The sequence below is a fragment of the Spirosoma humi genome (assembly GCF_054776575.1).
In genome coordinates this window covers 1,342,368-1,366,294 of record NZ_BAAHBR010000015.1, presented here as the reverse complement: position 1 = coordinate 1,366,294, position 23,927 = coordinate 1,342,368, and the positions used below count along the sequence as shown (strand labels likewise).

The window sequence follows — 23,927 nt, the reverse complement described above, 5'->3', positions numbered from 1 at the left end:
CCTTTGCGCTGGGTAACAAAATCAGTCCCAATCCGCCGGAATTATGTACGTTAAACCTAAAAAAGAACTCGGTCAGCACTTTTTGAAAGACCTGAGTATTGCTCAACGTATTGCCGACTTGCTGACGATGCATGCGGGCGTCGATGGAGTGCCCTACACGAAAGTTCTTGAAATTGGGCCGGGAATGGGTGTGTTGACCCAATTTCTACTTCAGAAGACAAACGTTGACACCTATGTTATCGAAATTGACCGCGAGTCAGTCGATTACCTGAAACAGCACGTTCCTGCGCTCGAAGGTCGAATATTAGGGGCTGATTTTCTGAACATTCGCCCCGATCTGCTGCCAACCAAGCAAGCGGATAGCACCGAGCCATTTGCCGTAATCGGCAACTTTCCCTATAACATCTCGACCCAGATTTTATTTAAAGTGCTTGACATGCGCGATCGGGTACCCGAGGTGGTGGGCATGTTTCAGCGCGAAGTAGCCCAGCGGGTAGCCTCCGGACCCGGTAATAAAGATTATGGAATTCTGAGCGTGTTGCTACAGGCTTGGTATGACATTAAATACGAATTCACGGTCGAACCGGACGTATTCAATCCGCCCCCAAAGGTCTTTTCGGGCGTGATCTCCCTTCGTCGCAACAGCACCACTGACCTGGGTTGCGACGTGAAAAAGTTTACGCAGGTGGTGAAGCACGGCTTTAGCCAGCGCCGGAAAACACTTCGTAACGCACTCAAACCACTCGCTCCGTCGGAAGCTGCTCTTGCCAGCCCATTCATGGACAAACGAGCCGAGCAGCTAGGCGTAGCGGAGTTCGTGGAGTTGACTTTGTTAATGGACGAGCGCGCGCAGGAGTAAACACGCGTCACCTGGACTACAAAACACAGGTCATCCTCTCTCGCTCATTCACGCCACTTTGGTGGACCGGTTTCGCTTTTAAAACCATGACGTTCGAACTTACTAAAGATTACCTCGATACTATTCAGGCGGCCATCGACGCGGGTGATGATGCCTTGCTTCGAACGGAGATGGAGGAGCTGTATCCGGCCGATATTTCGGGTGTTCTGGACGAGCTAGCGCCTGAATCGGCGCATTACCTGCTTAGCCTGCTCGACAAAACGGTCGGTGCCGAAATTCTGGCTAACCTCGATCAGACCGAGCGAACCACGTTGCTCAAGTTGTTTACGTCTGCTGAAATTGCCCCGTTTATCAACCAGATGGACTCCGACGATGCCGTGGACGTGCTCAATCAGCAACCCATTCAGGTACGGGAGGAAGTAATCGGTCTGCTCGAAGACCGGGAGCAGGCGCGGTTCATTCTGGATTTGCTGCATTACGAGGATGGGGTAGCGGGTAGTCTGATGCAGAAGGAACTCATCCGAATCAATGTCAATCTGACGGTAAATGCCTGCATTGAAGAGATTCGCCAGCAAGCCGAAGACGTTGAGAATGTATACGCCGTTTACGTTGTCGACGACGTGGGGAAGTTGCTGGGACTGGTATCGCTGAAGAAAATTGTGCTCGCCCGGAAGAATGCCAAAATTGCGGACATTTACGACGACGACATTGTGTTTGTCGAAACCTACCGGCCCGTCGATGAAGTGGCCGAAGTGATGCAGCGGTATGACCTGGATGCCATTCCGGTCGTGAATGTTCAGCAACGATTGTTGGGCCGGATCACCATCGATGATGTAGTCGACGTCATTACCGAGCAGGCCGAAGAAGACATCCAGGTAATTTCCGGTCTGTCGGGAGAAGTCGAGGAGGATGACAACATTTGGCGACGGTCAAAAGTACAATTGCCCTGGCTTGTAGCCGGGGCGATAGGCAGCCTGATGGCAGCAACCGTTATCAACGGTTTTCAGACGGAACTAGGCAAGATTGCCGCTCTGGCCGCTTTCATTCCCATTATTGGGTCAACGGGGGGCAATGTCGGGATTCAGACCTCATCGCTGATTCTGCAAAGCCTGGCGGATACGTCGGGTCTGAGCACAACCCTTGGCCGCCGGTTATTACGAACGCTGATGGTTGCCGTCATCAATGGTCTGGTCGTGGGTTTGATTGCGGGAACTTACACGTTCATCATTGGTGAGCCCCGTTTGTTTTTCGTCGTCGCCACCTCGCTGTTGGCTGTTGTCTTGCTGGCCTCCTTTATGGGGACCGTAACGCCATTGTTGCTCAATAAAGTCGGCATCAACCCGGCTGTAGCCTCAGGGCCGTTTATTACAACGGCCAATGACCTGATTGGCATCGGCGTTTATTTTTTGATTGCCCAGTGGCTGCTGGCTGAAGTCTGATTGCGCCAATCTTATCCTGGACCTTAAAGGTATTGAACCAGAAAAAGCTCCCAACGGAGCTTTTTCTATAGTGGGACTGAACACACAAAGACCGATTTGTTGCAGCCTTAGTCCAGTATCAGTTCGGCGAAAGCCTCTTTACTAAAGCCTTTCAACTCACCGGTCCGGCCTGCTTTTATTTTGGCTACCCAATTAGGATCGGCCAGGAGCGGCCTGCCTACAGCGACCAGGTCAAAATCGCCCCGGTCCATTCGTCTGTTCAGCTCATCCAGGGAAGCGGGTTGTGAGCTTTCGCCCGCAAAAGCCCCGAAGAACTCACCCGTAAGGCCCACTGAACCGACCGTAATGGTGGTTTTGCCCGTCACCTTTTTGGCCCAACCGGCAAAGTTGAGATCAGATCCCTCGAATTCAGGTTCCCAGAAACGACGTTGTGAACAGTGAAGCACATCGACGCCAGCATCCACCAACGGCTGAAGCCAGGCTTCCATTTCCTGCGGTGTTTTAGCCAGTTTATGCGTGTACTCTGCGGGTTTAAACTGAGATAGTCTGATGATGATGGCAAAATCTTCGCCTACCTGTTTTCTGACTTCTTTTATCACATCCGTAGCAAAACGCGTACGCTCAGCCAGGGTTTTGCCGCCATACCCGTCAGTACGCAAGTTGGTTGCCTCCCAGAAGAACTGGTCGATCAGGTAGCCATGTGCTCCATGAAGTTCGATACAGTCAAACCCTACTTTTTGGGCATCGGCTGCGGCTTTACCAAAAGCCTGTATCGTGTCGTCAATGTCTTTTTGAGACATGGTCGAGCCATTGGCGAAACCCGGCCGGTTGAGTCCCGACGGTCCTTCGAAGGGAACAGGCGGCACCCACCCCGACTGGTGGTTATCCATAATGCCCATGTGCCAGATTTGCGGGCCCATTTGCCCACCGGTAGCGTGAACCTGATCGATAACGCGTTGCCAGCCTTCTAGCGCCTGCTCGCCGTAAAAATGGGGTATGTTTGCATCATTGGAGGCCGAGGGGCGGTCAATGACGGTGCCTTCCGACAAAATCAGGCCTACTTCACCTTCTGCTCTTTTCTGATAATAAGCGGCTACCTTTTCAGTGGGTATGCCACCAGGTGAAAACGAGCGCGTCATTGGTGCCATGACGATGCGGTTTCTTAAATCCAGTGTTTTTAACTGAAAAGGCCTGAACAAACTCTGAGTACTCATCTTTTTCTGGGGTTGTATTAGAGCGAAGAAGAAATAAGTTTACTTAACCGCTCAAAGGCCGCTTCGTCGCGTTTGTAGTAGGTCCATTGCCCCTTGCGGGTGGCTTTGACAAACCCGGCACGCTGCAGGATTGAGAGGTATTCGGAAACAGTTGACTGGGTGAGGTTAGCCTTCGCCTGAAGCTGACCGACACATACTCCCTGGTCATAGCCATATTCTTTCTGCCCCGGAAAATTAATTTCCGGTTCTTTAAGCCATTCCAGCATTTGCAGGCGCGTCTTGTTAGACAGCGCTTTGAATAGATCAACCTGTTCCATATAACAAATATATCGACTTTTCTCGATATCTAGAAATGGATAGTACTTTTATGAAAAACTAATTGAGTTTGAAGCATTCGTCACATCGGCAATAACCCCAGAGTTGATTACAACCTTTTTTCGTATTGTCTGGAGCTTTGCGGGCAGCCTGCGTTGGTGTTCCTACGAAGTAGTTTTGTTGGTCAGCAAAGGCCGATGGATGCGGGAATTGCTAACACCTCTCCGCATCCATCGAGTTTCTTTATCTAGTGCCTTTATTTCTACTATCAATGGCTTCCTGGGTTGGGGGCAACAAAAAGGAAAGGCCGTCATGAACCGTGGCTTGTAAGGCTTCCACCATTGGCCGGAAGCGTTCATTGTATTTCTGAAAAGCCACTTTATAATCAGCCTCTTCAGCCATCGCATCGGCCAGAACAGTAGCGCCCTGCATGGCCAACGTGCTTCCCATTCCGGTCGGAAAAGCGGGTGCATAGCCTGCATCGCCAACTAAAGCCACTCGGCCACTGGTCCACGTGGGCATTTTTATTTGGCATCCCTGGTCAAAATAAAACGTATCGGCTTTTTTTAATTCGTCAATGAGTTGGGGTACTTTCCAGCCTACGCCCTGAAAAGCTTCAATGATGATTCGTTTCTGGCCGTCGATATCGTACCGGTCGTAGTCGACTTTCTGGTTGGCTCTGAATGTTAAAAAGCCATCCGCACAAGCCTCGTTGTAATAGTAGATCACGGCCAGATTGGTGGGCGTATTGTACATCTGCCCATAATTTTTCTTGCCCAGGGATCCGTCGACTGGAAAAACAGAAAAATAAAAATTCAGGAAATGCGTAAACTGCTCTTCCGGGCCAAAGGTGAGCTTTCTAACCCCCGAGTGAATGCCATCAGCCCCAATGACGAAGTCATAAGCGTCGACCGTTCCGTCTTTAAACGTAACCGTTACCGCGTCTTCGCTTTGTGTTAACGCGACCAGCCGATTGTTGAAACGATACGTAATGCCGTCTTTGGCCTTGGCGTATAAAATGTTCACCAGATCGTCCCGGCGAATTTCCGTATCGTCGCCCGGCCGGATAGCCCCGATTTCCTCGACCTGCATCGTTCCCTGTACGTCGCCAGCGGCATTCATAAACTCAAGCCCTTTGGTTGGCACTTTAGCTGCTTTTATCGCGTCGAGTATGCCCATTCGCTGGGCCGTGTCCAACGAGTCACCCCGCACATCGATGGGGGAGCCACCCATTCTGGGTGCAGAACCGGTTTCTACGACGGTTACCCGGTAGCCATACTGGTTCATCCAGTACGCCATTGTTAGGCCCGCAATACTGGCCCCTGAAATCAAAACTGACTTTTGCATGGTTGGTCTTCTTACTTAATTCGTATGCAAAGGAATGTCAGTTTTTAGGGTTAAAATAGCGCGATCGCTACTAAAACTAGTCGTAAACATGAAATCAAAAGTCGATAATCAGCAGCACTTTGACAAAATGGCGGCCATGGCAGAACGCCTGGGTGTAGAACTGTCCAGAGACGTTCGGGATGATTTTTTGCAGAGTTTTGAGTTCACCAACGTTCAGATTTTTGATTTTCTACCCGAGTTCGCCCTGATGATTCGGAGCATGGTCTCCAAAAAGGAGTTTACGTTCAGGCGAGGGGCGATTAGAGCTATTGAGCGCGGAGTCTTGATTGCCTTCAATAATTTTTTTAATGATGGGCTCGAAGAAACCGCCCCCCGAAAAATGGTTTTGAGTGAAGAACTGCCCAGTATACAAATAATGCCCTTGCAGGTAGGGGCGAGCATTCAACTGCCCAGCCATTCGCACCGGAAGCTGATTTCAATTATCGTGAGTCTGGATTATCTGCAGTTGCTTCTAAGCGAAGAGCATGCTCGTTTCGATTTTTTACTGGGGCAGGAAAACCAGTTTTTTATTGACGAATTCATGTCGGCCGATATTGTCCGGGTGGCGAATGAGATCAGCAGGACCAGTACTCAGCCCGCGTTGCCCGCTCTTTATTACCGGGTAAAGACGTTGGAGTTGTTGTACTTTTTATTTCGCGATTTGACGAAACGAAAAGAGGCCGCGCACGAACAGGTAACCATTGATGAGTTAAAGGCCCTGTATAAAGTGCGTGATAGTCTGATGGTAAAACTTAACGAACCTACTCCCGTAAAAGAACTGGTACGCATAGCGGGTATGAACGAGCTAAAACTGCGTAAGTTATTTACCCAAGTTTTTGGAATGGGTTTATACGATTATTTCCAGCGCATCCGGATGCAGGAAGCCGCCCGACTACTCCGTGACGAAAAGCTCACGGTATCGGAAACCGGCTATCGACTTGGCTTTTCCAACCTGAGCCACTTTACCCGCTTGTTTGAAGAGCACCTTGGCAGCAAGCCCAAAAAGTGGAGTATGGGAAAAGGATGAAAAGAAAGGGGCTTATACAGACGGAGTTAAGTAAACAATCGCATCCATTCGCAGTCAGAGTGGGGCTGGCATTTTGTCCCTAAGGTCTAGGTGTGCATTCATGTACATACGCTATATACCTAAAGGCCGAACTTGTGCCTCATTTAAAGCCTTTACAGGTTGTTCTTCCTGAATCTGGCTGGTGATAAACCGACCCCTTTCCCAAATAAACGGATAAAGTATTTAGGGTCTTCGTAACCCAGCCGTGTGGCAATTTCCTGGACACTTAAGTCGGTGTAGACCAGCAACCGCTGCGCTTCAGCCAAAACGGCCTGCTGGATATGATACGTAACCGAAAAGCCTGTCACGGCTTTGATCGTGTCATTTAAGTGACTGGCCGATACATTCAATTGTTGGGCATAGTCCGATGGTTTTTTACACGTAAGAATTTGCTGAGTCAGTAACTGACGAAATTTCCGGGTCATCTCCAGGCTACGTACGGAGTAGTCCCGAAGCCGGTCGTGAAGCTGTGCCTGAAAAATAGCCGCTACGCGGTAGATAAACCCATTGAGCAAGGTCTGAACAAGCTTATGGTGAAAAATGGCCGATTTGTTTTCATACAAAGACCTGTCAATCAGCAAAAGCATGGCTTTGAACCACGCCTGTTCACTTTCATTCAGGGTTAATAACATAACGGTTGACAAAGACTGCTCCAGTAAATCTCGTACGGCTTCGTCGATCAGTTTGGCATCGAATCCCAGAACCCAGCCTTTGCACTGGTGGGCAGAACGTACCTGGTGAATTTGACCCGGCTGGGATAGCAGGAAGGCTGTTTTGTCGATGGTAACCTGCTTGAAATCAATGTGAGTCGTTATGGTGCCTTCTTCCAGGAAGAAGCAGGTGTAATGATCATGCCGGTGCGGATTCGTCAGTTCATTCTGATAGTGCTGGAGTATTGGATGAGGCAACTGGAAAAGGACTACGCCTTCCGATATTTCATTCATCTGGTAGACCTGTATCGGGCCTTTAGACATAACCGTCATTGGCGGTTTATCGCCAGAATCCGTGTGCATAAATAGTCGTGTTAGGATCGACGCTACTTTTTAGCTTTTTTCGTAGTTCCCGAACCATAGGAATATACCCTGCAATATAAATGGAGCTATACTCACGTAGGTCTTTGGTGCCTGTCCATTTTTCCAAACTTTCCAGACTGCTGCCGTCGGGCTGGACAATAAAGTCAAATTCCGGATTTTCACGGATCAATGCCGTTGGAATCTGGTAGTCTTCGGGCAGGAACACGGCCACCTCCAGCGGGTGTTCTTCCGGGTAAGTCAGCTGTTTCAACCCCAACACATGACCAAGTGCACTGCCGTCGACCAGGGCCAGCACTTTACCTTGTCTGGCCGGTAGGGGAGCGGCATGAGCAGGCCCTACCAGAACCTGGTCGCCTGGCCGAATGCGTTGTGCCCAGCGGCTACCCGCGCCGTTATGCCCGGTTTCTACGTAGAGGGTACAAATTCCCTTTTCGGCCTCCCACCAGGCAGGGGTGTAGTCCCGGTATTCAAACTCATCTACCTTACACTTAAGTCGATGGATGCTTTTCCATTTGCCCATATCGACGGTGGGCAAGTGTAGATCGATTTCGTACATAGAAGCGGGGTTCCATGGTCTGACATCCAATACGTTGGCTGGGGCGGCCAATGTTTTTTCGATCAGCTTGAAGGCTCGTTTAATAATATTTGCCATAGCTATCAGTTGATTTGCCTGGCAAAAGTAGCCCGTCCACATCGGTGATTTGTCCGACAAATGACGGTTTATGGTGGACTATTCACGTCTAAAGGCTAGCTGGGCAAACGGCTATCGATGTACGTGTCTCGCGCGAATCCGGCGTCCGCCCCGACCAAGACCAACAATGCCACCCGAATCAGTACGTTGTAGCCCATAACGAAGAATAAATCCATAAAACGTTTTGGAGCTATCAAAGGAGTCGTTGCTGAAGTCGTAGTAGCCGGTCGTGATGCCGAAGCCAACTTTGGGAGCAATCTGGGCGAAAATGTTGTAGCTGAGTTCCAGCATCAAACTCCCCTTCGAGTCGAAAACGCGGCCTGCGCCAATGGCCATTTCATTGGCGAAGATGCCGTAGTTGGCCACATCCATCGTTACTCTGGCTTCCAGGAACAACGTGGTGTCGGGTCTGAGGGAGTTGCGGCCGAAAGCAATGCCCAGGTCAATGACATCGAACGTCTTGCCGATCTCAATATTCTGCGCTACCCGATCGCTGGTTTTGCCCGCCCCTGTATAGATGGAAAAAGGGACCGATCGGACATACCAGGGAGCCTGTTTAAAATTAAAAGCTGTCTTCGTAGAATCGGGTGTTGATTGGCCCTGCGCTTGGAGCGTACCGCTTAGGGCAAATAAGAACACAAGGGAACACAGGCAACGAGTCCGTAATAAATGGCGCATGAGCAACTGAAGGGAAAAGCACCAAGTTAGGCACAATGGCTCAGTAAACTACGAAATAGGTCACTAAGTGATTGTGTATAATGAAGCTAGCTTCCTGTGCCTACTTTCCGATACAGAATGTAAGTAATTTAAGCACGAGCGTTTCGGAAGACAAGTTTAGAATAAACAAGTTCTGTAAATAAGCCCAAAGCGGTATTCCTAAACGGGTACACACTATCTTTTGAACGAGTTATCATAACTTAGCCCACTAAAAAATAACAGCATTTCTGCTACGTAAAACTCGCTCACTACGGATGACTGAAACCCAGATCTTGGTTGACCAAACTGCCAATGCCTATCAATGGATTAATAGACTGGTGGAGACCCTGCCGCCTGACAAGTGGCACATCATTCCTGCGACCGTAGAATCCAGTATCGATTGGCAGATTGGTCATTTACTTATCAGTCATTATTTCCATTCCATTATGGTCATTCGGGGACACCAAATGGACATCCTCCAGCAGCTTCCCATTCGAGAATACAGTGAATGGTTTACCATAGCCGCTCCTTTCCAATCCGTAGGCAAAGTAGATTCCGCTAAATTGAAAGAGGATTTGCTCTTCATGCAGCAAAAGTCGTTAGCAATCCTGGCGACGGTGCAGGCTTCGGAACTAGATGATCCGTTGGAGCCCACCCCAACTGCTCACCCCATCGCCACCACAAAACGGGAGGCCATTGATTGGAATATCAAGCACACCATGTACCACTGTGGCCAGATCGGGCTTATTAAGCGTGTGGTGGATACGCGTCACGATTTTGGCCTACGAGTAAGTTAAGTGGCAGCGATATGTATACGCCCCTTCGTCTCATTTGGGAGCCTGCCTTTGCCAACACCTCGTTCCCGTACCAGGCCAGTTCAACCGGGTTGGAATGGGGCAAAAAGAGAGGTTTCACAAGGGGAGTATGGCTACCGAAAAGTACATAGTAGATCATTGGGTGGATCGAAAAGGTTTCTATACAATGAAATAGGAGCTTGAAAGCGTAAGGGCTAAAATTCAACTTTAGCTAACTCTTGCGAGATCTCCCATAATTTCAAAGAAACATTTACATCCTCTGCTTGTGCAGGTATTTTTGCCACAGATGGAAATCCTCGAGTCTCAATCATTTTATTGGGTCCATAATATGCACCTCCTTTAGCCTCTGGAGCAGTAGCTGCATATAAGGTTGGCAAGGCTCCTTGAGCAGATGGCTGGAACAAAAACGGAAAAAAAGTTCTCGCCATGCCTGCGACACTCCATCGTCCTGCGCCAGTAATAAGCAGATTTGTTCGAGAAACACCTGGATGGGCAGCCATACTCACGATACCCCAACCGTGCTTTTCACTTTGTCGCTGAAGTTCTAAAGCAAACATCAGGTTGGCCAGTTTTGATTGGCTGTATGCTTTCCCTGGCGCATACGAAGAGGTTGACTGAAGGTCATCAAAATTGATTACTGCTTCACGATTGGCTATACTTGACACGGTAACAACACGAGCATCGGGTGATTGGCGTAATAAGGGAAGAAGTCGTGCTGTCAGAGCAAAGTGGCCAATATGGTTTGTGCCGAACTGCAACTCAAAGCCATCGGCCGTTTCGAGTCGTTTTGGCGGTGTCATGACGCCAGCGTTATTGATGAGAAGATCAATGGCTTGCCCTTTTGACATCATTTTCGACGCAAAGGATTTGATTGATGACAGGTCGGCAAGGTCTATTTTCTCGAAACTCACGTTGGCGTTGGGGTTGATCTGTTGAATCCTGGCTATTGATTCCGCCCCTTTTTGAGGATTACGTCCCATCAATAGGACAGGCCATCCTGCCGATGATAGAGCCAGTGCATCTTCATACCCGATTCCTTCGGTACTGCCTGTAATGATCGCTAAACCACTGTTTCTTTGCGGAATATTAGCGGCTGTCCAATTATTCATTTCCGTCTGCATCTACTGTTTTTTGTTGATGCAAAGGTGGACAGCCAATAAAAAACAGATGTAGTCTAAAGTCGTATTGTTGTAGTTCAAAGTATGTATCAACGACAACAATACGACGTTTTGGGATGGTGGCTTTGTTTGCCGTTTTGTACCGCTGCGGCTGTCTGCAAAATCCGTCGCCTGCTCGTTAAAGTCCTCACGTCTCACGCAGGAGCGTTTGGTGCTATTGATATTACCAGGGCAATTATCGACTGCGTCGACACGTACCTTCTCAACGATTCTGTCAGACCTAGCATGGGTCTATTAGCGCCGGTCAAGAAATTTACAAGCTTGTTACTCGCTTTACTCGTGGCTATTATTCGTCTCCGTTGGGAGGGTTTATAGAGACGATTATTTTTTACGATTTGTCAACCTCAATCAATAGCATACGCCCTAAAATTGACCGCAGGTTCCTGCCGGTGCCGATTCCCCAGGCACATAAGATTATTCCTGCCAATGCTGAACAAACTCATCCACGGCGGCAACGTAGTGTTTCTTTTGATCCGCTGGTAAGAAAGCACTCTCAAAGCTGTTTTTGGCCAGTTGCACCAGCTCTGACTGGCTCAATGCAAGGGCTTGCTGACACGCCTGCCAGTTGGCAGCCAGATAGCCGCCAAAGTAAGAAGGATCATCCGAATTGATTGATACCAACAAGCCCCCTTGGAGCATTTTCTTTAATGGATGTTGCTCAAGCTGGGGTACCACCTTCAGCAGTACGTTCGATAAGGGACACAGCGTCAGAGGAATCTTCGTTTGGGCTAGATCGTGCATTAGCTGAGGGTCATCCAGGGCTGCATTGCCGTGGTCGATACGGTCAACGGTCAACAGATGAAGTCCCTGCTTTATATAGTCAGCTGGCCCCTCTTCGCCGGCATGAATTGTGGTCTTGAAGCCTAGTCGCTGAGCCTGGGCAAAATACGAGCGAAACTTAGTTGGAGGATTGCCTCGTTCGGCTCCTCCCAGCCCAAACCCTGCAATTTGCTCATACCAAGGTCGAACTGATTCCAGCAGGGCTAACGCATCGGCTTCCTGGCGGTGTCGATGCGCGCTGACCAGGAAGCCGGTTGTCATGTGGAACAACTTTTCTCCTTCACGCAGCGCACTCAACACCCCATTCATGATCACCTCAATGGGCACGCCCGTTTGGGTGAAGCTTTGAGGGCCTAAAAAGACTTCAGCGTGACGAACACCATCCTGGCGGACTCGGGTTAAATAAGCCAGTGTAAGCTCATAGAAGTCCTGCTCGCGACGCAGTACCCGACATCCCTCAAAATAGACGTCCAGAAAGGACTGAAGATTGGTAAACCGGAAGGCTTGCTGAAGGGCCAGTGGCGAATTCCAGGGAAGCTTGATTTGGTTGCGTTCAGCCAGCTCAAACATCAAATCAGGTTCAAGGCTTCCTTCCAGATGCATGTGCAGTTCGGCTTTGGGAAGCTGAATAATAAACGGATGTATGGGTGATCCGCTCTCAGCGTTGGTTAGGCAATCGGAAAAACTCATCAGTTTTCAGCTCGTAACTAATCTACAAACGTAAAGAAAGCGAACTGGATTCAGTAGCGCAATCCTAAGAAAGAAGCCACTCTAAAACAGGGATTGTCTACGCCTTGTAAGTTGAATGAGTGGACAGGAGGAGGGAGGTAGCTAGTTTTGTTAAGGGCTGGTTTTCGTCTGCCTCGAGAGGGAGCGTTTTTAAAAGACGAATAGTTGGCTACGTGACGCCCGCCCTATCGCCGAAACCTGGGTTACAGATGCTGATTCAGTCTACTCTGAATGTCGAAATCAACGCTGACGATACAATCTTCCGCATTTGACAAGCTGAACATGGGGTTGACCGTTGCCTATTGCCGAATGAGCAACCCCATGCCTCACTGGCACAAAACCGCCTATCGACTCCTGCGCTGTCGTCAGTTAGATAAAGCGAAATCAACCGCTGCTTTAGCATGAATGGCAATGGTGTCAAAAATGCCAGTAGTCCTTGCCCAGCCAGGCTTAGTCAGGCGGTTGAGCAAACGGCGGGTTGATCAAATTCTTCAGTACCTCTCGAAGCTGTAGCAAGTTAAGCGGTTTGATTAGATAAGCCGCAAAACCAGCCTGTTCGGTGCGGGCCTGGAACGACTGGGGGCTGTAGCCTGTTAGGGCCACGATTGGCAGGGAATGCCCCCAGGACTGCTCACGCAAGCGCCGACTCACCTCAAAGCCATCCATATGGGGTAAGCCCAGATCCAAAAGGATGACATCCGGTCGCCACTGCTCGGCCAACGCAAGGCCATCCGCCCCACTGTAGCTAACACGGGCTTCATACCCGTTTAACGCCACCAACCGGGCCGTCATATCGCCTAATGTCTGATTATCCTCGATCACCAGGATCCGACCCTTCGCCTTAGGCGTATGGAGTATCGGCTCTCGGGTTGATCCCAACGGTACCGATTCCGGCTGCAACGGCAAGCGAACCACAAATTCACTGCCCTCGCCGAGGCCTGGACTGTGCACCTCAAGGCTGCCTTCATGCAACCCGACCAGTTGTTTCACCACGGCTAAGCCTAAGCCCAGTCCACCCTGAGGTCGGTCCAGGGTGGTTGCGCCCTGCACGAAAATGTCAAAGATGGCTCCCTGCTGGTCAGGGGCAATACCATCATCCTTCACCCGCAGCAGCGCCTGCTGGTTTTGCGCGTCATCTTTCAACCCCTGGAGGCTTACCCAGACATGCCCCCCTGGATGGGTATACTTGAGTCCATTGGTCAGTAGATTCATCACCACCTGCGCAAGCCGCGTCTCATCGCCCAGTATCGGCAGCGCGTAAGCCGGTAAGGATAGGCTTAACTGCCGATGCTGCTGGTCATAAAATGGCTTAGCGGTATCGACCGTTTGCCGCACAATCGTTACCAGATCGAGGGGTTTCTTGCGGAGATGGATCAGGCCATACCGGATGCGGCCTACATCCAATAGATCATCCATCATGCGGCTCATGTGGGCCACTTCCCGACTCATCTGCTCGACGGCCTGTGGATAGGACAGGCTCTGATCGGCACCTTTGGTTAGTTGCAGCACCAGCAAGGTGTTGGACAGCGACGCCAGGGGGTTGCGCAGTTCATGGCCCAGCATGGCCAGAAACTCATCCTTGCGTTGATCCGCTTGCCGAAGGGCCTCTTCGGCTTTCGCCCGTGCAACGGCATCCCAGGTTTGTTCGGCCGTGGCTTTTAGAAGCGAAATCTCTTGATTGGTCCAGTGATGGGGAACGGCCTTGAGCACCGTCATGCTGGCCACCCACACACCCTGTTTGACCAAGACCACGTTGAGCACCGAGCGAACCGACAACGCCCGATAGGCGACCACATCGGATGGGGGCAACGAGCGCTCGGCCTCCACGTCGTCCACCACCAGCACCCCGTCGCGATGAGACTGCAACGAGCCGTCGTAACTCGCCAGGGGGTGTTCGCCGACGATGCTGGGCACCTCACCCCGAAAGAAGTCCCGCTCGACCACGGCAACCCCACGCTCCCAATCGTAACTTCCATAATAGGCGCGGTCAACGCCCATATGCTCGCCCAAGACGCGTGCTGCGGTCTCCTGGATAGCAATAGCATCGGTCAAGGGCCGCATGGCGTCGCTCAGTTTGAGCAAGTACGCCTGCCGTTCTTCTAGTCGTTTGCGCTCGGTGATATCATCGTAGATGCAGGCAATGAATGGACTGCCTTTAGACCCTAGCCTGGATAGGTAAGCACTGTACCATTGACCCAGTTGTTGGACCGGGTATTCCATTCGGATTGGCTCACCCGTGCGATACACCTTTTCCAGCGTCCGATGCCACTCGGGTTCCAAATTGGGTACCAGTTCGCTCATTCGTTTGCCGATGACCTCTTTGAGGCCCGTCATCCGAGTAAAGGCTGGATTATGATCACGATGCCAGTAATCGACCACCTTACCGGTCTGATCAAGGATGACTTCCAGGAGGCTGAAGCCTTCATCAATGGCATTGAAAAGAGTTCGATATTTGGCTTCCGATTGCTGGTCAAGGCTGGATTGACTGTCTGCCTGCGGGATGGGCTTTTGCGGCTGATGCCCATCCTCGGGCTGGTTGTTAAGCGGCTGGAACTGATCGTCTGAGTTGGCCATTCGATTGATTATGAGGGCTTGATGGCTTAACTAAGGAATAGAAGAAGAGTTTATAGCAGTAAGCTTATTAGTAGTCTCTTTGAACGCCCGGATTATGGAGCAATTGATTAAGGCTTCGTTGTTTCCTGGTGAAGCGTATACACGAATACGGATTTGTCTTAAGTAGAAGCGTTCATGGAGTATTGTTCTCAACGATGCCAAGGAAGAACATGGTGAATCATAGAATACGAAACTACTGAGCTAGAAAGCCATTTGACATAGCCCCATCTATCTACTTATACTCGTTGTTTCGCTTACCGCTTATCCATTTATTAGGCCGCTTGGCTACTTTGCTATACATAGTACTATATATAGCAATTAAGTTTGATTCAACAAACAGAAGGCCGTTTTATGCCTGTACCGGATGATAGTAGTTCTTGGTCAGGAGAAGTATGATCTTGGCCAACTCTTCCGATTTTAATGCTTTACTGCAAACAACCAACACAGCACATGCGATTCTTTTTTAGCTTCTTATTAATTAGTCTCTGCTCATCAACCTATGGACAACTGCCCGATTCGCTAACCAAAAAAATAGATGCCGTTTTTGCTGAGTACGACAAAACCAACACGCCTGGCTGCGCTTTAGCCATCCTCAAAGACGGTAAAATTATCTGCCAAAGGGCTTACGGCATGGCCAATTTAGAATACAACATCGGCATCAGTCCTGCCTCCATTTTTCACACCGCATCCCTCTCCAAGCAGTTTACGGCCGCAGCATTGCTCCAATTATCCCTCGATGGCAAGCTTTCGTTAACCGATGATATCCGAAAATATATCCCGGAGGTGCCCGATTTTGGGCATACCATTACGTTGAACCACCTCATCCATCATTCCAGTGGAATCCGAGATCAGTGGGATTTGCAATGGCTGGCCGGGTGGCGGGATGACGATTTGATTACTGAAAACGACATACTGACCATGCTGAGCCGACAGAAAGCGTTAAACTTTGTACCGGGTGAGGAATACGCCTACTGTAATACGGGCTACACCTTAGCGGCTATTGCCGTCAAACGAATTACGGGTCTTTCGTTACGGGCCTATGCCGATTCGGTTTTCTTTAAGCCCCTGGGCATGAGCCATACGCATTTTCATAGTGATCACGCCGAAGTCGTTCCCAACCGGACTTCAGCTTACCGACGAGATCGAAAAGGAAATTGGAAAATTAGCCTGCCCGTTTTTGATACCTACGGCCCAACGAGCCTGTTTACCACCGTGGAAGACTTAGCTCGATGGGACGAGAATTTCTATAGTAAGAAAATTGGGGGAGATGCTCTGATAGACTTAATGCGGCATACGGCCGAATTGACTGACGGGACTCCACAGACGTATGCGGCTGGCTTGGTCATGGGCACCTATAAGGGCTACCGAACCGAAGGGCATGGTGGTGCCGATGCTGGTTATCGGTGCAATATGATCCGATTTCCCGATCAACACTTCTCCGTTATTTTACTGGCTAATCTAGCCAACATTAGCGTCAGGGACCTGACGGACAAAGTCGTCGATATTTTTTTGCCAGACAGCTTGTCTCAAACGCCGGTTTTTAAAGCCGATAGTCTTGTTGTAGGAGCCTGGGCGGGCGATTACTTCGATTCGCGCACGCATTCGATCTTAAAGGTCAGCGCTCAAGCGGGGACATTGCGCCTGGGCAACACCGACTTGCTGGCAACGACGAATACGGAGTTTAGGGTCCAGTCGTATGGGTTTAGCTTTAGCGGGAATGCCACTCATACGAAACTACAGGTCAGCCTGCCCGGCTCGAAGGTTCAGGTATACGACAAGGTTAAACGGATTACCCCCTCAGCGGTAAAGCTCCAGGAGTACAGAGGAACCTTTTTCAGTGCCGAACTAAACACTACCTACAGTTTATCGATGAAAGAGGGTTATTTAGTGTTGCAAATGCCTAAAAATGAGGCCATAGAGCTTGCTCCGTTCATAAAGGATGTTTTTGCGGATGGGATGGTGGTTCGCTTCACCAGAAATAAAAAGAAGCGAATCACGGGTTTTTATCTGACAACCGATCCGGTGCGCAATCTGTATTTCGAGAAAACGGGAGTTAAGGGCTGAGTAGCGTTGACGCTAATTCGTTTATCTAGTCCATTGCTTTACCGTTTCAAAAAACGCCCAGTTTTCGAATCGTGTTGGTGACGACTGTCCCTTCGTCTCAGGAGGGAGGGTATTTTGATACAGAAGATAATCCCATTAGTCTTCGATGGGAGCGGCTAGTGCTTCGCTGAGGCCATGAGCGGCTAAGCCCTCAAACGTAGCCAGCAGAACGGCCGTATCCAGATAGGCCCGCAAGTACACCACTTTGCCCCAGCGCATTTTGATCAGGTGCATTCCCTCATTAACATAGCTTGATCCGTCTGCGGGGGTAGCCCGGTCGGTCCATTCCACGGCGATCGTCGTCATCCAGGGCCAACCGCTAACGGCTATACTACGAATCTCAAAGTTGAGCCCCGGAAAAAGCCGAAATAAGCGAGCAAACCATTGCCGCATGGCGGGAACGCTATGGCGGGTTCCGCCTAAGGCGTGCTGGCCGCTGAAGGTATGCGTGATTGAGGGCGACATTCCCCCGAGCATGGATTCATAGTCGCCCTGGCTTAAGCGCTCAAAATTTTTTTGGACGATCTGTTTGACGATGCGATGGTACATGGGGTTAGCGATCAACAGGGTAAGTATCACCTAAACGTTCCAGCTAAGCGGCCTAGTACGCTGGGCTATTAGGCAGCCAAAGGACGGAACTTAAAGCGAACTTTTTGTGGAATATATACTTCAGCAATCGCTCAGTTTATAAACAGGTGAATCGCTTACATCTCCGGGAGGAGGGTTTTGTGAGATTTGATTTATTAATATACCAGACAAATGGTACTTAGCTTTTTGTCCAGCTCGATGCCAGGATTCGCTCCATGAAGCTCTCTTCTTCTCACGCAGGAGGGCATGATGAGAAGGCACGCAACTGTTTTATAAGACAAATGGCTATTTTTCACGAGCATTGAAGCTTTAAGAGTCAGTCTGCTTCAATCAACTACCTTTCTTCAAAACGATAGCGCTATGACAAAACCCATTATTCTCCTGCTGCTGGCGACGGTTTGTGGCCTCATTAATCCAGTTGATGTGAAGTTCCAGGCTCAATCCATACCAGCCGTTAAGCCCGTGCTAGCCTTTACCTTCGATGATGGCTCAATCCAGGATTTTGGTGCGTATAAATTGGAAACCTGGAATCAACGACTGCTGGACCATCTGAAAAAAAACAAGCTCAAAGCCATCTTATTTTCGGCGGGTGCTAACAAGTCTGGCCCTAAAGGAAAATACGTGCTCAACTCCTGGAACAAGGCTGGACATCTCATCGCCAACCATACCTTCTCGCATGTCAGCTTTAACCGTAAACAGGTCAGTCTGGAGGATTTCAAGCTTGAGCTAACTAAAAATGACCGTCTCATTAAGGGGTACGCCAATTATGCCCCTTACTTTCGATTTCCCTACCTTAAGGAAGGCGACACTAAAGAAAAAGTGGATGGGTTCAGAGCCTTCATGAAGCAGGAAGGCTATAAAAATGGCCACGTCACCATCGACGCTTCGGATTGGTACATCGACGCTCGCTTAACCGAGCGGCTAAAAGAAAGCCCTAATGCGGATCTAAGCGGCTATCGAACCTATTATAAAAATCACTTATTGAGCCGGGCTCTTTACTATGATTCTCTGGCCTACCAGCTCACTAAGCGGCACATCAATCACGTGCTGTTGCTGCATCATAATCTAGCTGCAGCCCTTTTCCTGGACGATTTGATCAGGCATTTTAAAGCCAATGGTTGGGAGGTTATCGACGCCGATCAAGCCTATAAAGACAAGATCTATGCAGCCGTGCCCACTACGATTCCCGCTGGCGAAAGCTTAATTTGGGCCTTAGCCAAAGAATCCGGCCAGTTTGAATCGGTGTTGCGTTATCCTGCTGAAGATGGCGAGTATGAAAAACCGTTGATGGACAAGTTAGGGCTTTGAGCTAACATGCCCTGATTAAGATGCCCTTGTTTAAACGCCCCTTTCTCTCACGCGGGAGCCTTTTGTGAAACGCCGTAGCTGTAAACCTTAGCTAATAGCTGAGAGTCTAGTTGATCGGACGCAACCATCCAATGCAATTGTGCATCAACCTGATGATCACGTCACGTCAGCCCAGGCGATCGATTGTAAACTATATTGTTTCGATGCCAAAGAAATCGTTGTACTTATTTAGTTTTATCCTTGCCAAGTTCGTCCTGCAATATCTCCTCATGAGTCCTGAGTATGATTTACAGCGGGATGAATATCTGCATCTTGATCAAGCTAATCATCTGGCCTGGGGATACCTGTCTGTTCCACCAGCTACTTCCTGGGTTGCTTTGATCAGTAAAGGGCTTGGCAACTCACCGTTGGTTGTTCGTTTTTTCCCCGCCTTCTTTGGTGCCTTGACGCTGCTCGTAGTTTGGAAAGCAGTCGAAGCCTTAAAAGGCAACCTATTTGCCTGCGCACTGGCAGCCACCGGCGTGTTATTTTCAGTGCTGTTACGATTAAATCAGCTTTTTCAACCGAATTCGTTGGATGTCTTATGCTGGACAACCTTGTACTTTATTGTCATTAAGTACCTTCAGTCCAACAACAAACGGTGGCTTTACGGGTTTTCGGTTATCATTGCCGTTGGGTTTCTTAATAAGTACAATATTGTTTTTCTACTGACTGGATTTCTACCGGCCATCCTCCTTACTCCACAACGCAGGCTATTGCTCAATCGCCATCTTTACCAGGCGTTACTGCTTGGCTTATTGCTGATTTCACCCAACCTGATCTGGCAATACCTGCATAATTTTCCGGTCGTTCACCATATGAAGCTACTAGCTCAAACTCAGTTGGTTCATGTAGACCGAATCGATTTTCTGAAGGAACAACTCCTCTTCTTCTTCGGCTCCCTACTTATCATAGGAGCCGGATTATATGGTCTGCTGGTTTATAAGCCTTTCGAGAAGTATCGTTCATTTTTTTATGCCTTGATTTTTACCTTAGCGACCTTCACCATTCTGAAAGCTAAGGGATATTATGCCATCGGTATTTACCCGATTTATATTGCCTTTGGTGCCGTTTATCTGGCGGTAAAAATACAATCGGGGTGGGGACGGGCTTCGTTAATAGCCATTCCAATCCTGTGTTTTATTCCAATGTATCAGGTAGCTTTTCCCAATAAGCCACCACAAGAAATCGCCCAACATCCTGAGCGGTATAAGAAATTAGGCCTTTTACACTGGGAAGACGGCCAGGATCATGCCTTACCCCAGGATTTTGCGGATATGCTAGGCTGGCAGGAATTAGCTGCTAAAGTGGATACCGCTTATACCCGACTGGCTGATCCAGAGCATACCTTGGTCCTCTGTGATAATTATGGGCAGGCTGGAGCGATTAACTATTACACTCGTGAGCACATTAAGGCTGTTAGCTTCAATGCGGATTATATTGACTGGTTCGATCTAACGAAAACATACAGGCATCTCATCCGAGTTAAAAGCGTTGAAGAAAACGCCAGTGAACTGAAGGAGAGCAGCCCTTTCTTTTCAACTGGCTATGTATCCGATTCGATTAGGAATCCGTTTGCCAGGGAGCGTGGTACCACCATTTATGTTTTCGAAAAGGCCAAAGTAAATATTAGGAGTCGGCTTGCTAACGAAATTGCAGAAGAGCACTGGTAACGTCTCGTCCCCTGAATCCTGATCAAAGGGTGCTCATGAGCTGATGGTAGAAGGCATCTTCGTCTCAAGCGGGAGGGTATTTTGAGCGTTCACAAATGAGAGTACTACGCCACAACATGTTAAACTTTACTCAATGCTAAAGCCTCTTTGAAGGCAGCGACGATAGTCTCATTAGACCAGCCTACTATACTGTCGTTTACCAACAGGACTTGAGTGCAGTCGGGTCTTGCACCCGGGGTGGCCATATTGAACTTCTGCAAGAGTGTATCTTTAAGCTTCAAAAAGCTTATGCTGGAAGACAACTGCAACGTAAATACATTCGTCCCGCCTTCAACCGGGCTAATCGTGGGGTCAGGCAACTCATTGAGGAGCGTAAACAAGTGCTTTGACTGGGCCACGGCGTCATTCGCCAAATTACGGATTCCTACCGGATTGATCCTCTCGCCTGGGAAAACCCGAGTAGTACGCCGGGGCGGTTATGGGCCACTTGTTCGAACACACTTGGTCCGCCGTTGTGGTCTTTTAACCTTGGTCAAAATAAGGTTTACTCGTCAAAGAGAGCCCGAAAAAGTAGCAAGTCAAATGTAGCAACTCCAGACAACATAAATAAGCCTGGTAGGCCACTATAAGCAATAAACCCCCATTGTTACCAACTAGACAACGCTGGGGGAGAAAAGAGCCAGGCCGCTATCAGCCAATTTTACCAAGGACACGTAGCCGGGGCGGGGAAGTACTCTGCACTAAAAAATTGTCCACTTGGACCAGTTTGGTCAAGCAGCGCATACTTCACGATGCGCTGGCCAGCCTGCTGGGCAGTGCTGGTGCCCTGATACCCCGTAAAATCGGTCTGCGTCCAGCCGGGGCAAACCGCATTCACTTTGAATGAAGTATCCCGTAGCTCGTAGGCCAAATTGATGGTGTACATGTTGAGGGCCGCTTTGCTGGATTGATAAATGGCCAGTTTATTATGATAGCTGATGCCCGTTGGGTCGGCGGCTAAGCTTAACGAAGCCATGGCTGTCGTTACGTTCACAATGCGTGGCGCAGGCGACCCCTTCAACAGATCAATAAACGCTTGGGTTACTCGTATTACGCCAAATAGGTTCGTCTCATAAACTTCTTTGAACTGATCAATTGACGTACTCAAAGCTGATTGGGGCACTGCACCTGAAATACCCGCATTATTAATCAGTACGTCGAGTACTGGCGTCGCTTTGCCAATGAACTGGCGGGCTCTCTGAACCGATTCGTCATTGGTAACATCCAATTGAATGGCCTCCACGTTGGCAATACCATCCGCACGAAGCGTTTCCACGGCCGACAAACCATTCTCAAGATTACGGCTACCCAGATACACAAAGTACCCCTGCTGAGCGAGTTGTTTGGCCACTTCGAAGCCAATGCCTTTGTTGGCTCCGGTTACTAAGGCTGATTTCATCTTATTTCGTTGCTTGTTGAACGGCACAAAATTCGTCCGCCCAACACCAACTCATAGGGACAAATCACCTTAATTGTTGGACAAATTGTGCCGATCCCCTAAAAACTCACTGACATTCTTCCCTGTCTTTTTCTTAAACAAGCGGGAGAAGTAAGCTGGGTCAGTAAAGCCGAGTTCATAGGCGAGTTCCTTCACTGAAGTGGGCGAGTAGTGCAGCTTGCGTTGGGCTTCTTCAATGAGACGGTTGGTAATCCATTCTTTGGGCGAGAGCCCAGAAAAGGCTTTAACCACTTCGTAGAGGCTGTTTGGGCTCATCGCTAGTTGTTCGGCAATCGTATGCACATCATGCTGCTGATTGAGCTGGGCTTCCACCGCCAGGGTAAAGGCTACGTATTTTGACAACTTGGGATTGACGGGGATCGGCTGCGGCTGCCCCTCGAAGTAAGCGCTGTTCACCTCGGTTAACAAGGCATTCAGATGGGCTAAAATGATGTCTACTTTCGTTGGCTTACCCGTTGAATGCAGAAGGCCAAATAACATCGTCAGTTCTGCCTTTACCCGCTCCCTGGCATCTGGCTCAAAGCGGATGATGCTTGTCTGTAATGGATTCAGCAAAAAGGGGAAAGCCTGTGGCAATAGGGCCAGGGTATGCTCATCAAAGCTGATTTTATACTGTTGTGTGGCTTTATCAGGAGCGGGATGAGCAAAAACCTGGTTAGGCGTGCCAAACACGGCCTGACTATCGGTAATGGTCATCGCTTGCCCATCGATCTGAATGGTCTCCGTCCCCTGGTCCACAAAAACAAGATAGTAATAGGCGAGCTGATGAGGTTGTAGCAGTTTGGGCCATACCGATTCGGGGAGCGGTATGGCACAGTTTCGGTTCACCGTGATGGGCAAGCGATCATGGTGTTTAATTTGCTGAAGTAGTCCCTTGGTTTCGAACATGGCTAGTCCCGTCTTTTGAACAAGCATAACAGGAAAACTGAATGGGCTGTTCCGCTTATTCGGGACAGGTTAAGGCCCCCAGTTAACGGGTGTAAATAAGGCGGTGTCAACCAGGGGAAAAGCCTGGAAGAGCCCGTTCCAACTGGGCAACGCCTATCAGTTCATTCAGCATGTACACGGGGGCAGTTTCGCTTAACCGGCACAAACAAAAACAAATTTCATCAACGGCTAGGGGGGCTTCCTTTGGAGCATTTTATCAAAAAGAAGGGGTACTCTTCCTCAATGGGTGTAGTGTCAAACAGCCCAACCTGGCCGAACTCCTCGTCAATGGAGGCTTGATCGTAAAAAAACATCTTGATCCCGTCAAATACCTCATAGTAATCTTGGCTGATGAACCGACCTTGGCCGTAGGTATGAGCTTGTTTGGAAATGGCGGTAAACACCATGTAGCCCCCATCCGCGAGTTGATCATAACAGGCCTGAATCAGTTTCGCCCGTTCCTCTCTGGCCAGCAGATGAACCAATCCGTAACAGAAGATGCCATCATAGACGGCGGTGTCGAAAGGCATATCGGTCACTGAACCCTGATAAACTCTCATACTGGTTCCAAACCGCTGACGACCCAGTTCGATGGCTGTTGCCGAAATCTCAATGCCTGTCACGCTCATGCCGTTCTGGATGAACAACTGGGCATTACGTCCGTAACCGATGCCCGGTACAAGCACATTTTTTACCGCCTTTTCCCGAAAAAAGTCGTTGGTCAATACCGCAGAACGTGCAGGCTCAAAGCCCCACATGGCCTGTCTTTGTCTGAAGGTGTGCTCCCAGATTTCAGTCATCTATCTGCAAATTTTATCCGCTAGCACTTTGCATCTGAACCCTAGCCGGTTCACCAGGCCTATAATCCGGTCCGTGTCAATGGCAACGCTCTCGACCCGCAGGACGGTATGCCGGCACGGGAAATCAGTTCCTACTGAGGAGCTCTCCATATCAAAGCTGAATTGCAGGCTGGCCA

General features: G+C 49.4%; 21 protein-coding genes. 8 read left to right on the top strand and 13 right to left on the bottom strand.

The annotated features are described in order from the left end of the window. Positions 1–43 precede the first annotated feature (43 nt). Entirely contained in the window at positions 44–859 is an 816-nt protein-coding gene (gene rsmA, locus ACYU8Y_RS21960; protein WP_460940252.1) for a 16S rRNA (adenine(1518)-N(6)/adenine(1519)-N(6))-dimethyltransferase RsmA, read from the top strand. An 86-nt stretch (positions 860–945) separates the two neighbouring features. Further along, a complete protein-coding gene (gene mgtE, locus ACYU8Y_RS21955; RefSeq protein ID WP_460940251.1) occupies positions 946–2,298 on the top strand; it encodes a magnesium transporter in 1,353 nt (450 codons plus the stop codon). A gap of 107 nt (positions 2,299–2,405) precedes the next feature. Here mgtE and ACYU8Y_RS21950 read toward each other — a convergent pair whose 3' ends face one another. The 3 genes from ACYU8Y_RS21950 to ACYU8Y_RS21940 all read right to left on the bottom strand — a co-directional run bounded on the left by ACYU8Y_RS21950 (position 2,406) and on the right by ACYU8Y_RS21940 (position 5,174). Further along, the gene (locus ACYU8Y_RS21950; RefSeq protein WP_460940250.1) at positions 2,406–3,512 is read right to left on the bottom strand and encodes an NADH:flavin oxidoreductase; all 1,107 of its coding nucleotides are present in this window, start codon (positions 3,510–3,512) and stop codon (positions 2,406–2,408) included. Between the two features lie 17 nt (positions 3,513–3,529). After that, positions 3,530–3,829, bottom strand: coding sequence for an ArsR/SmtB family transcription factor (locus ACYU8Y_RS21945; protein ID WP_460940249.1), 300 nt, complete (start codon positions 3,827–3,829; stop codon positions 3,530–3,532). A gap of 241 nt (positions 3,830–4,070) precedes the next feature. Beyond that, entirely contained in the window at positions 4,071–5,174 is a 1,104-nt protein-coding gene (locus tag ACYU8Y_RS21940) for an FAD-dependent monooxygenase (protein WP_460940248.1), read from the bottom strand. Positions 5,175–5,262: 88 nt separating this feature from the next. Here ACYU8Y_RS21940 and ACYU8Y_RS21935 point away from each other — a divergent pair, with 88 nt between their 5' ends. Then, positions 5,263–6,240 (top strand): helix-turn-helix transcriptional regulator, encoded by a 978-nt coding sequence (locus ACYU8Y_RS21935; RefSeq protein ID WP_460940247.1) that lies wholly within the window; start codon positions 5,263–5,265, stop codon positions 6,238–6,240. 152 nt (positions 6,241–6,392) lie between these two features. Here ACYU8Y_RS21935 and ACYU8Y_RS21930 read toward each other — a convergent pair whose 3' ends face one another. From ACYU8Y_RS21930 to ACYU8Y_RS21920, 3 genes are all read right to left on the bottom strand, one after another. Continuing rightward, positions 6,393–7,292, bottom strand: coding sequence for a helix-turn-helix domain-containing protein (locus tag ACYU8Y_RS21930; RefSeq protein WP_460940246.1), 900 nt, complete (start codon positions 7,290–7,292; stop codon positions 6,393–6,395). Then, entirely contained in the window at positions 7,270–7,965 is a 696-nt protein-coding gene (locus ACYU8Y_RS21925; protein ID WP_460940245.1) for a ferredoxin reductase domain-containing protein, read from the bottom strand. The genes ACYU8Y_RS21930 and ACYU8Y_RS21925 overlap by 23 nt, the downstream gene beginning before the upstream one ends. 111 nt (positions 7,966–8,076) lie before the next feature. Continuing rightward, a complete protein-coding gene (locus ACYU8Y_RS21920; protein WP_460940244.1) occupies positions 8,077–8,682 on the bottom strand; it encodes a hypothetical protein in 606 nt (201 codons plus the stop codon). A gap of 293 nt (positions 8,683–8,975) precedes the next feature. On the opposite strand from ACYU8Y_RS21920, the gene ACYU8Y_RS21915 reads away from it, so the two are divergent. Further along, positions 8,976–9,497 (top strand): DinB family protein, encoded by a 522-nt coding sequence (locus tag ACYU8Y_RS21915; protein WP_460940243.1) that lies wholly within the window; start codon positions 8,976–8,978, stop codon positions 9,495–9,497. A 212-nt stretch (positions 9,498–9,709) separates the two neighbouring features. Here ACYU8Y_RS21915 and ACYU8Y_RS21910 read toward each other — a convergent pair whose 3' ends face one another. Further along, entirely contained in the window at positions 9,710–10,636 is a 927-nt protein-coding gene (locus tag ACYU8Y_RS21910; RefSeq protein WP_460940242.1) for an SDR family oxidoreductase, read from the bottom strand. A gap of 471 nt (positions 10,637–11,107) precedes the next feature. Continuing rightward, complete coding sequence (locus ACYU8Y_RS21905) at positions 11,108–12,163, bottom strand: adenosine deaminase (protein ID WP_460940241.1); 1,056 nt, start codon at positions 12,161–12,163, stop codon at positions 11,108–11,110. Positions 12,164–12,433: 270 nt separating this feature from the next. On the opposite strand from ACYU8Y_RS21905, the gene ACYU8Y_RS21900 reads away from it, so the two are divergent. After that, positions 12,434–12,607: a hypothetical protein gene (locus tag ACYU8Y_RS21900; protein WP_460940240.1), complete on the top strand. Its 174-nt coding sequence runs from the start codon at positions 12,434–12,436 to the stop codon at positions 12,605–12,607. A 45-nt stretch (positions 12,608–12,652) separates the two neighbouring features. On the opposite strand, the gene ACYU8Y_RS21895 is transcribed toward ACYU8Y_RS21900, so the two are convergent. After that, on the bottom strand, positions 12,653–14,776 hold the full coding sequence (locus tag ACYU8Y_RS21895) for a PAS domain-containing hybrid sensor histidine kinase/response regulator (protein ID WP_460940239.1): 2,124 nt from the start codon (positions 14,774–14,776) through the stop codon (positions 12,653–12,655). Positions 14,777–15,265: 489 nt separating this feature from the next. On the opposite strand from ACYU8Y_RS21895, the gene ACYU8Y_RS21890 reads away from it, so the two are divergent. Then, the gene (locus ACYU8Y_RS21890) at positions 15,266–16,879 is read left to right on the top strand and encodes a serine hydrolase domain-containing protein (protein ID WP_460940238.1); all 1,614 of its coding nucleotides are present in this window, start codon (positions 15,266–15,268) and stop codon (positions 16,877–16,879) included. A gap of 135 nt (positions 16,880–17,014) precedes the next feature. Here ACYU8Y_RS21890 and ACYU8Y_RS21885 read toward each other — a convergent pair whose 3' ends face one another. Then, positions 17,015–17,467: a nuclear transport factor 2 family protein gene (locus ACYU8Y_RS21885; protein WP_460940237.1), complete on the bottom strand. Its 453-nt coding sequence runs from the start codon at positions 17,465–17,467 to the stop codon at positions 17,015–17,017. Between the two features lie 399 nt (positions 17,468–17,866). On the opposite strand from ACYU8Y_RS21885, the gene ACYU8Y_RS21880 reads away from it, so the two are divergent. Continuing rightward, complete coding sequence (locus ACYU8Y_RS21880) at positions 17,867–18,814, top strand: polysaccharide deacetylase family protein (RefSeq protein WP_460940236.1); 948 nt, start codon at positions 17,867–17,869, stop codon at positions 18,812–18,814. A 269-nt stretch (positions 18,815–19,083) separates the two neighbouring features. Further along, positions 19,084–20,526, top strand: coding sequence for a glycosyltransferase family 39 protein (locus ACYU8Y_RS21875; RefSeq protein ID WP_460940235.1), 1,443 nt, complete (start codon positions 19,084–19,086; stop codon positions 20,524–20,526). Between the two features lie 700 nt (positions 20,527–21,226). Here ACYU8Y_RS21875 and ACYU8Y_RS21870 read toward each other — a convergent pair. From ACYU8Y_RS21870 to ACYU8Y_RS21860, 3 genes are all read right to left on the bottom strand, one after another. Then, positions 21,227–21,964, bottom strand: a complete 738-nt coding sequence (locus ACYU8Y_RS21870; protein WP_460940234.1) for an SDR family oxidoreductase — start codon at positions 21,962–21,964, stop codon at positions 21,227–21,229. Between the two features lie 69 nt (positions 21,965–22,033). Further along, positions 22,034–22,939 (bottom strand): AraC family transcriptional regulator, encoded by a 906-nt coding sequence (locus tag ACYU8Y_RS21865; RefSeq protein ID WP_460940233.1) that lies wholly within the window; start codon positions 22,937–22,939, stop codon positions 22,034–22,036. Between the two features lie 194 nt (positions 22,940–23,133). After that, entirely contained in the window at positions 23,134–23,751 is a 618-nt protein-coding gene (locus ACYU8Y_RS21860; RefSeq protein ID WP_460940232.1) for a class I SAM-dependent methyltransferase, read from the bottom strand. Positions 23,752–23,927: the final 176 nt, after the last annotated feature.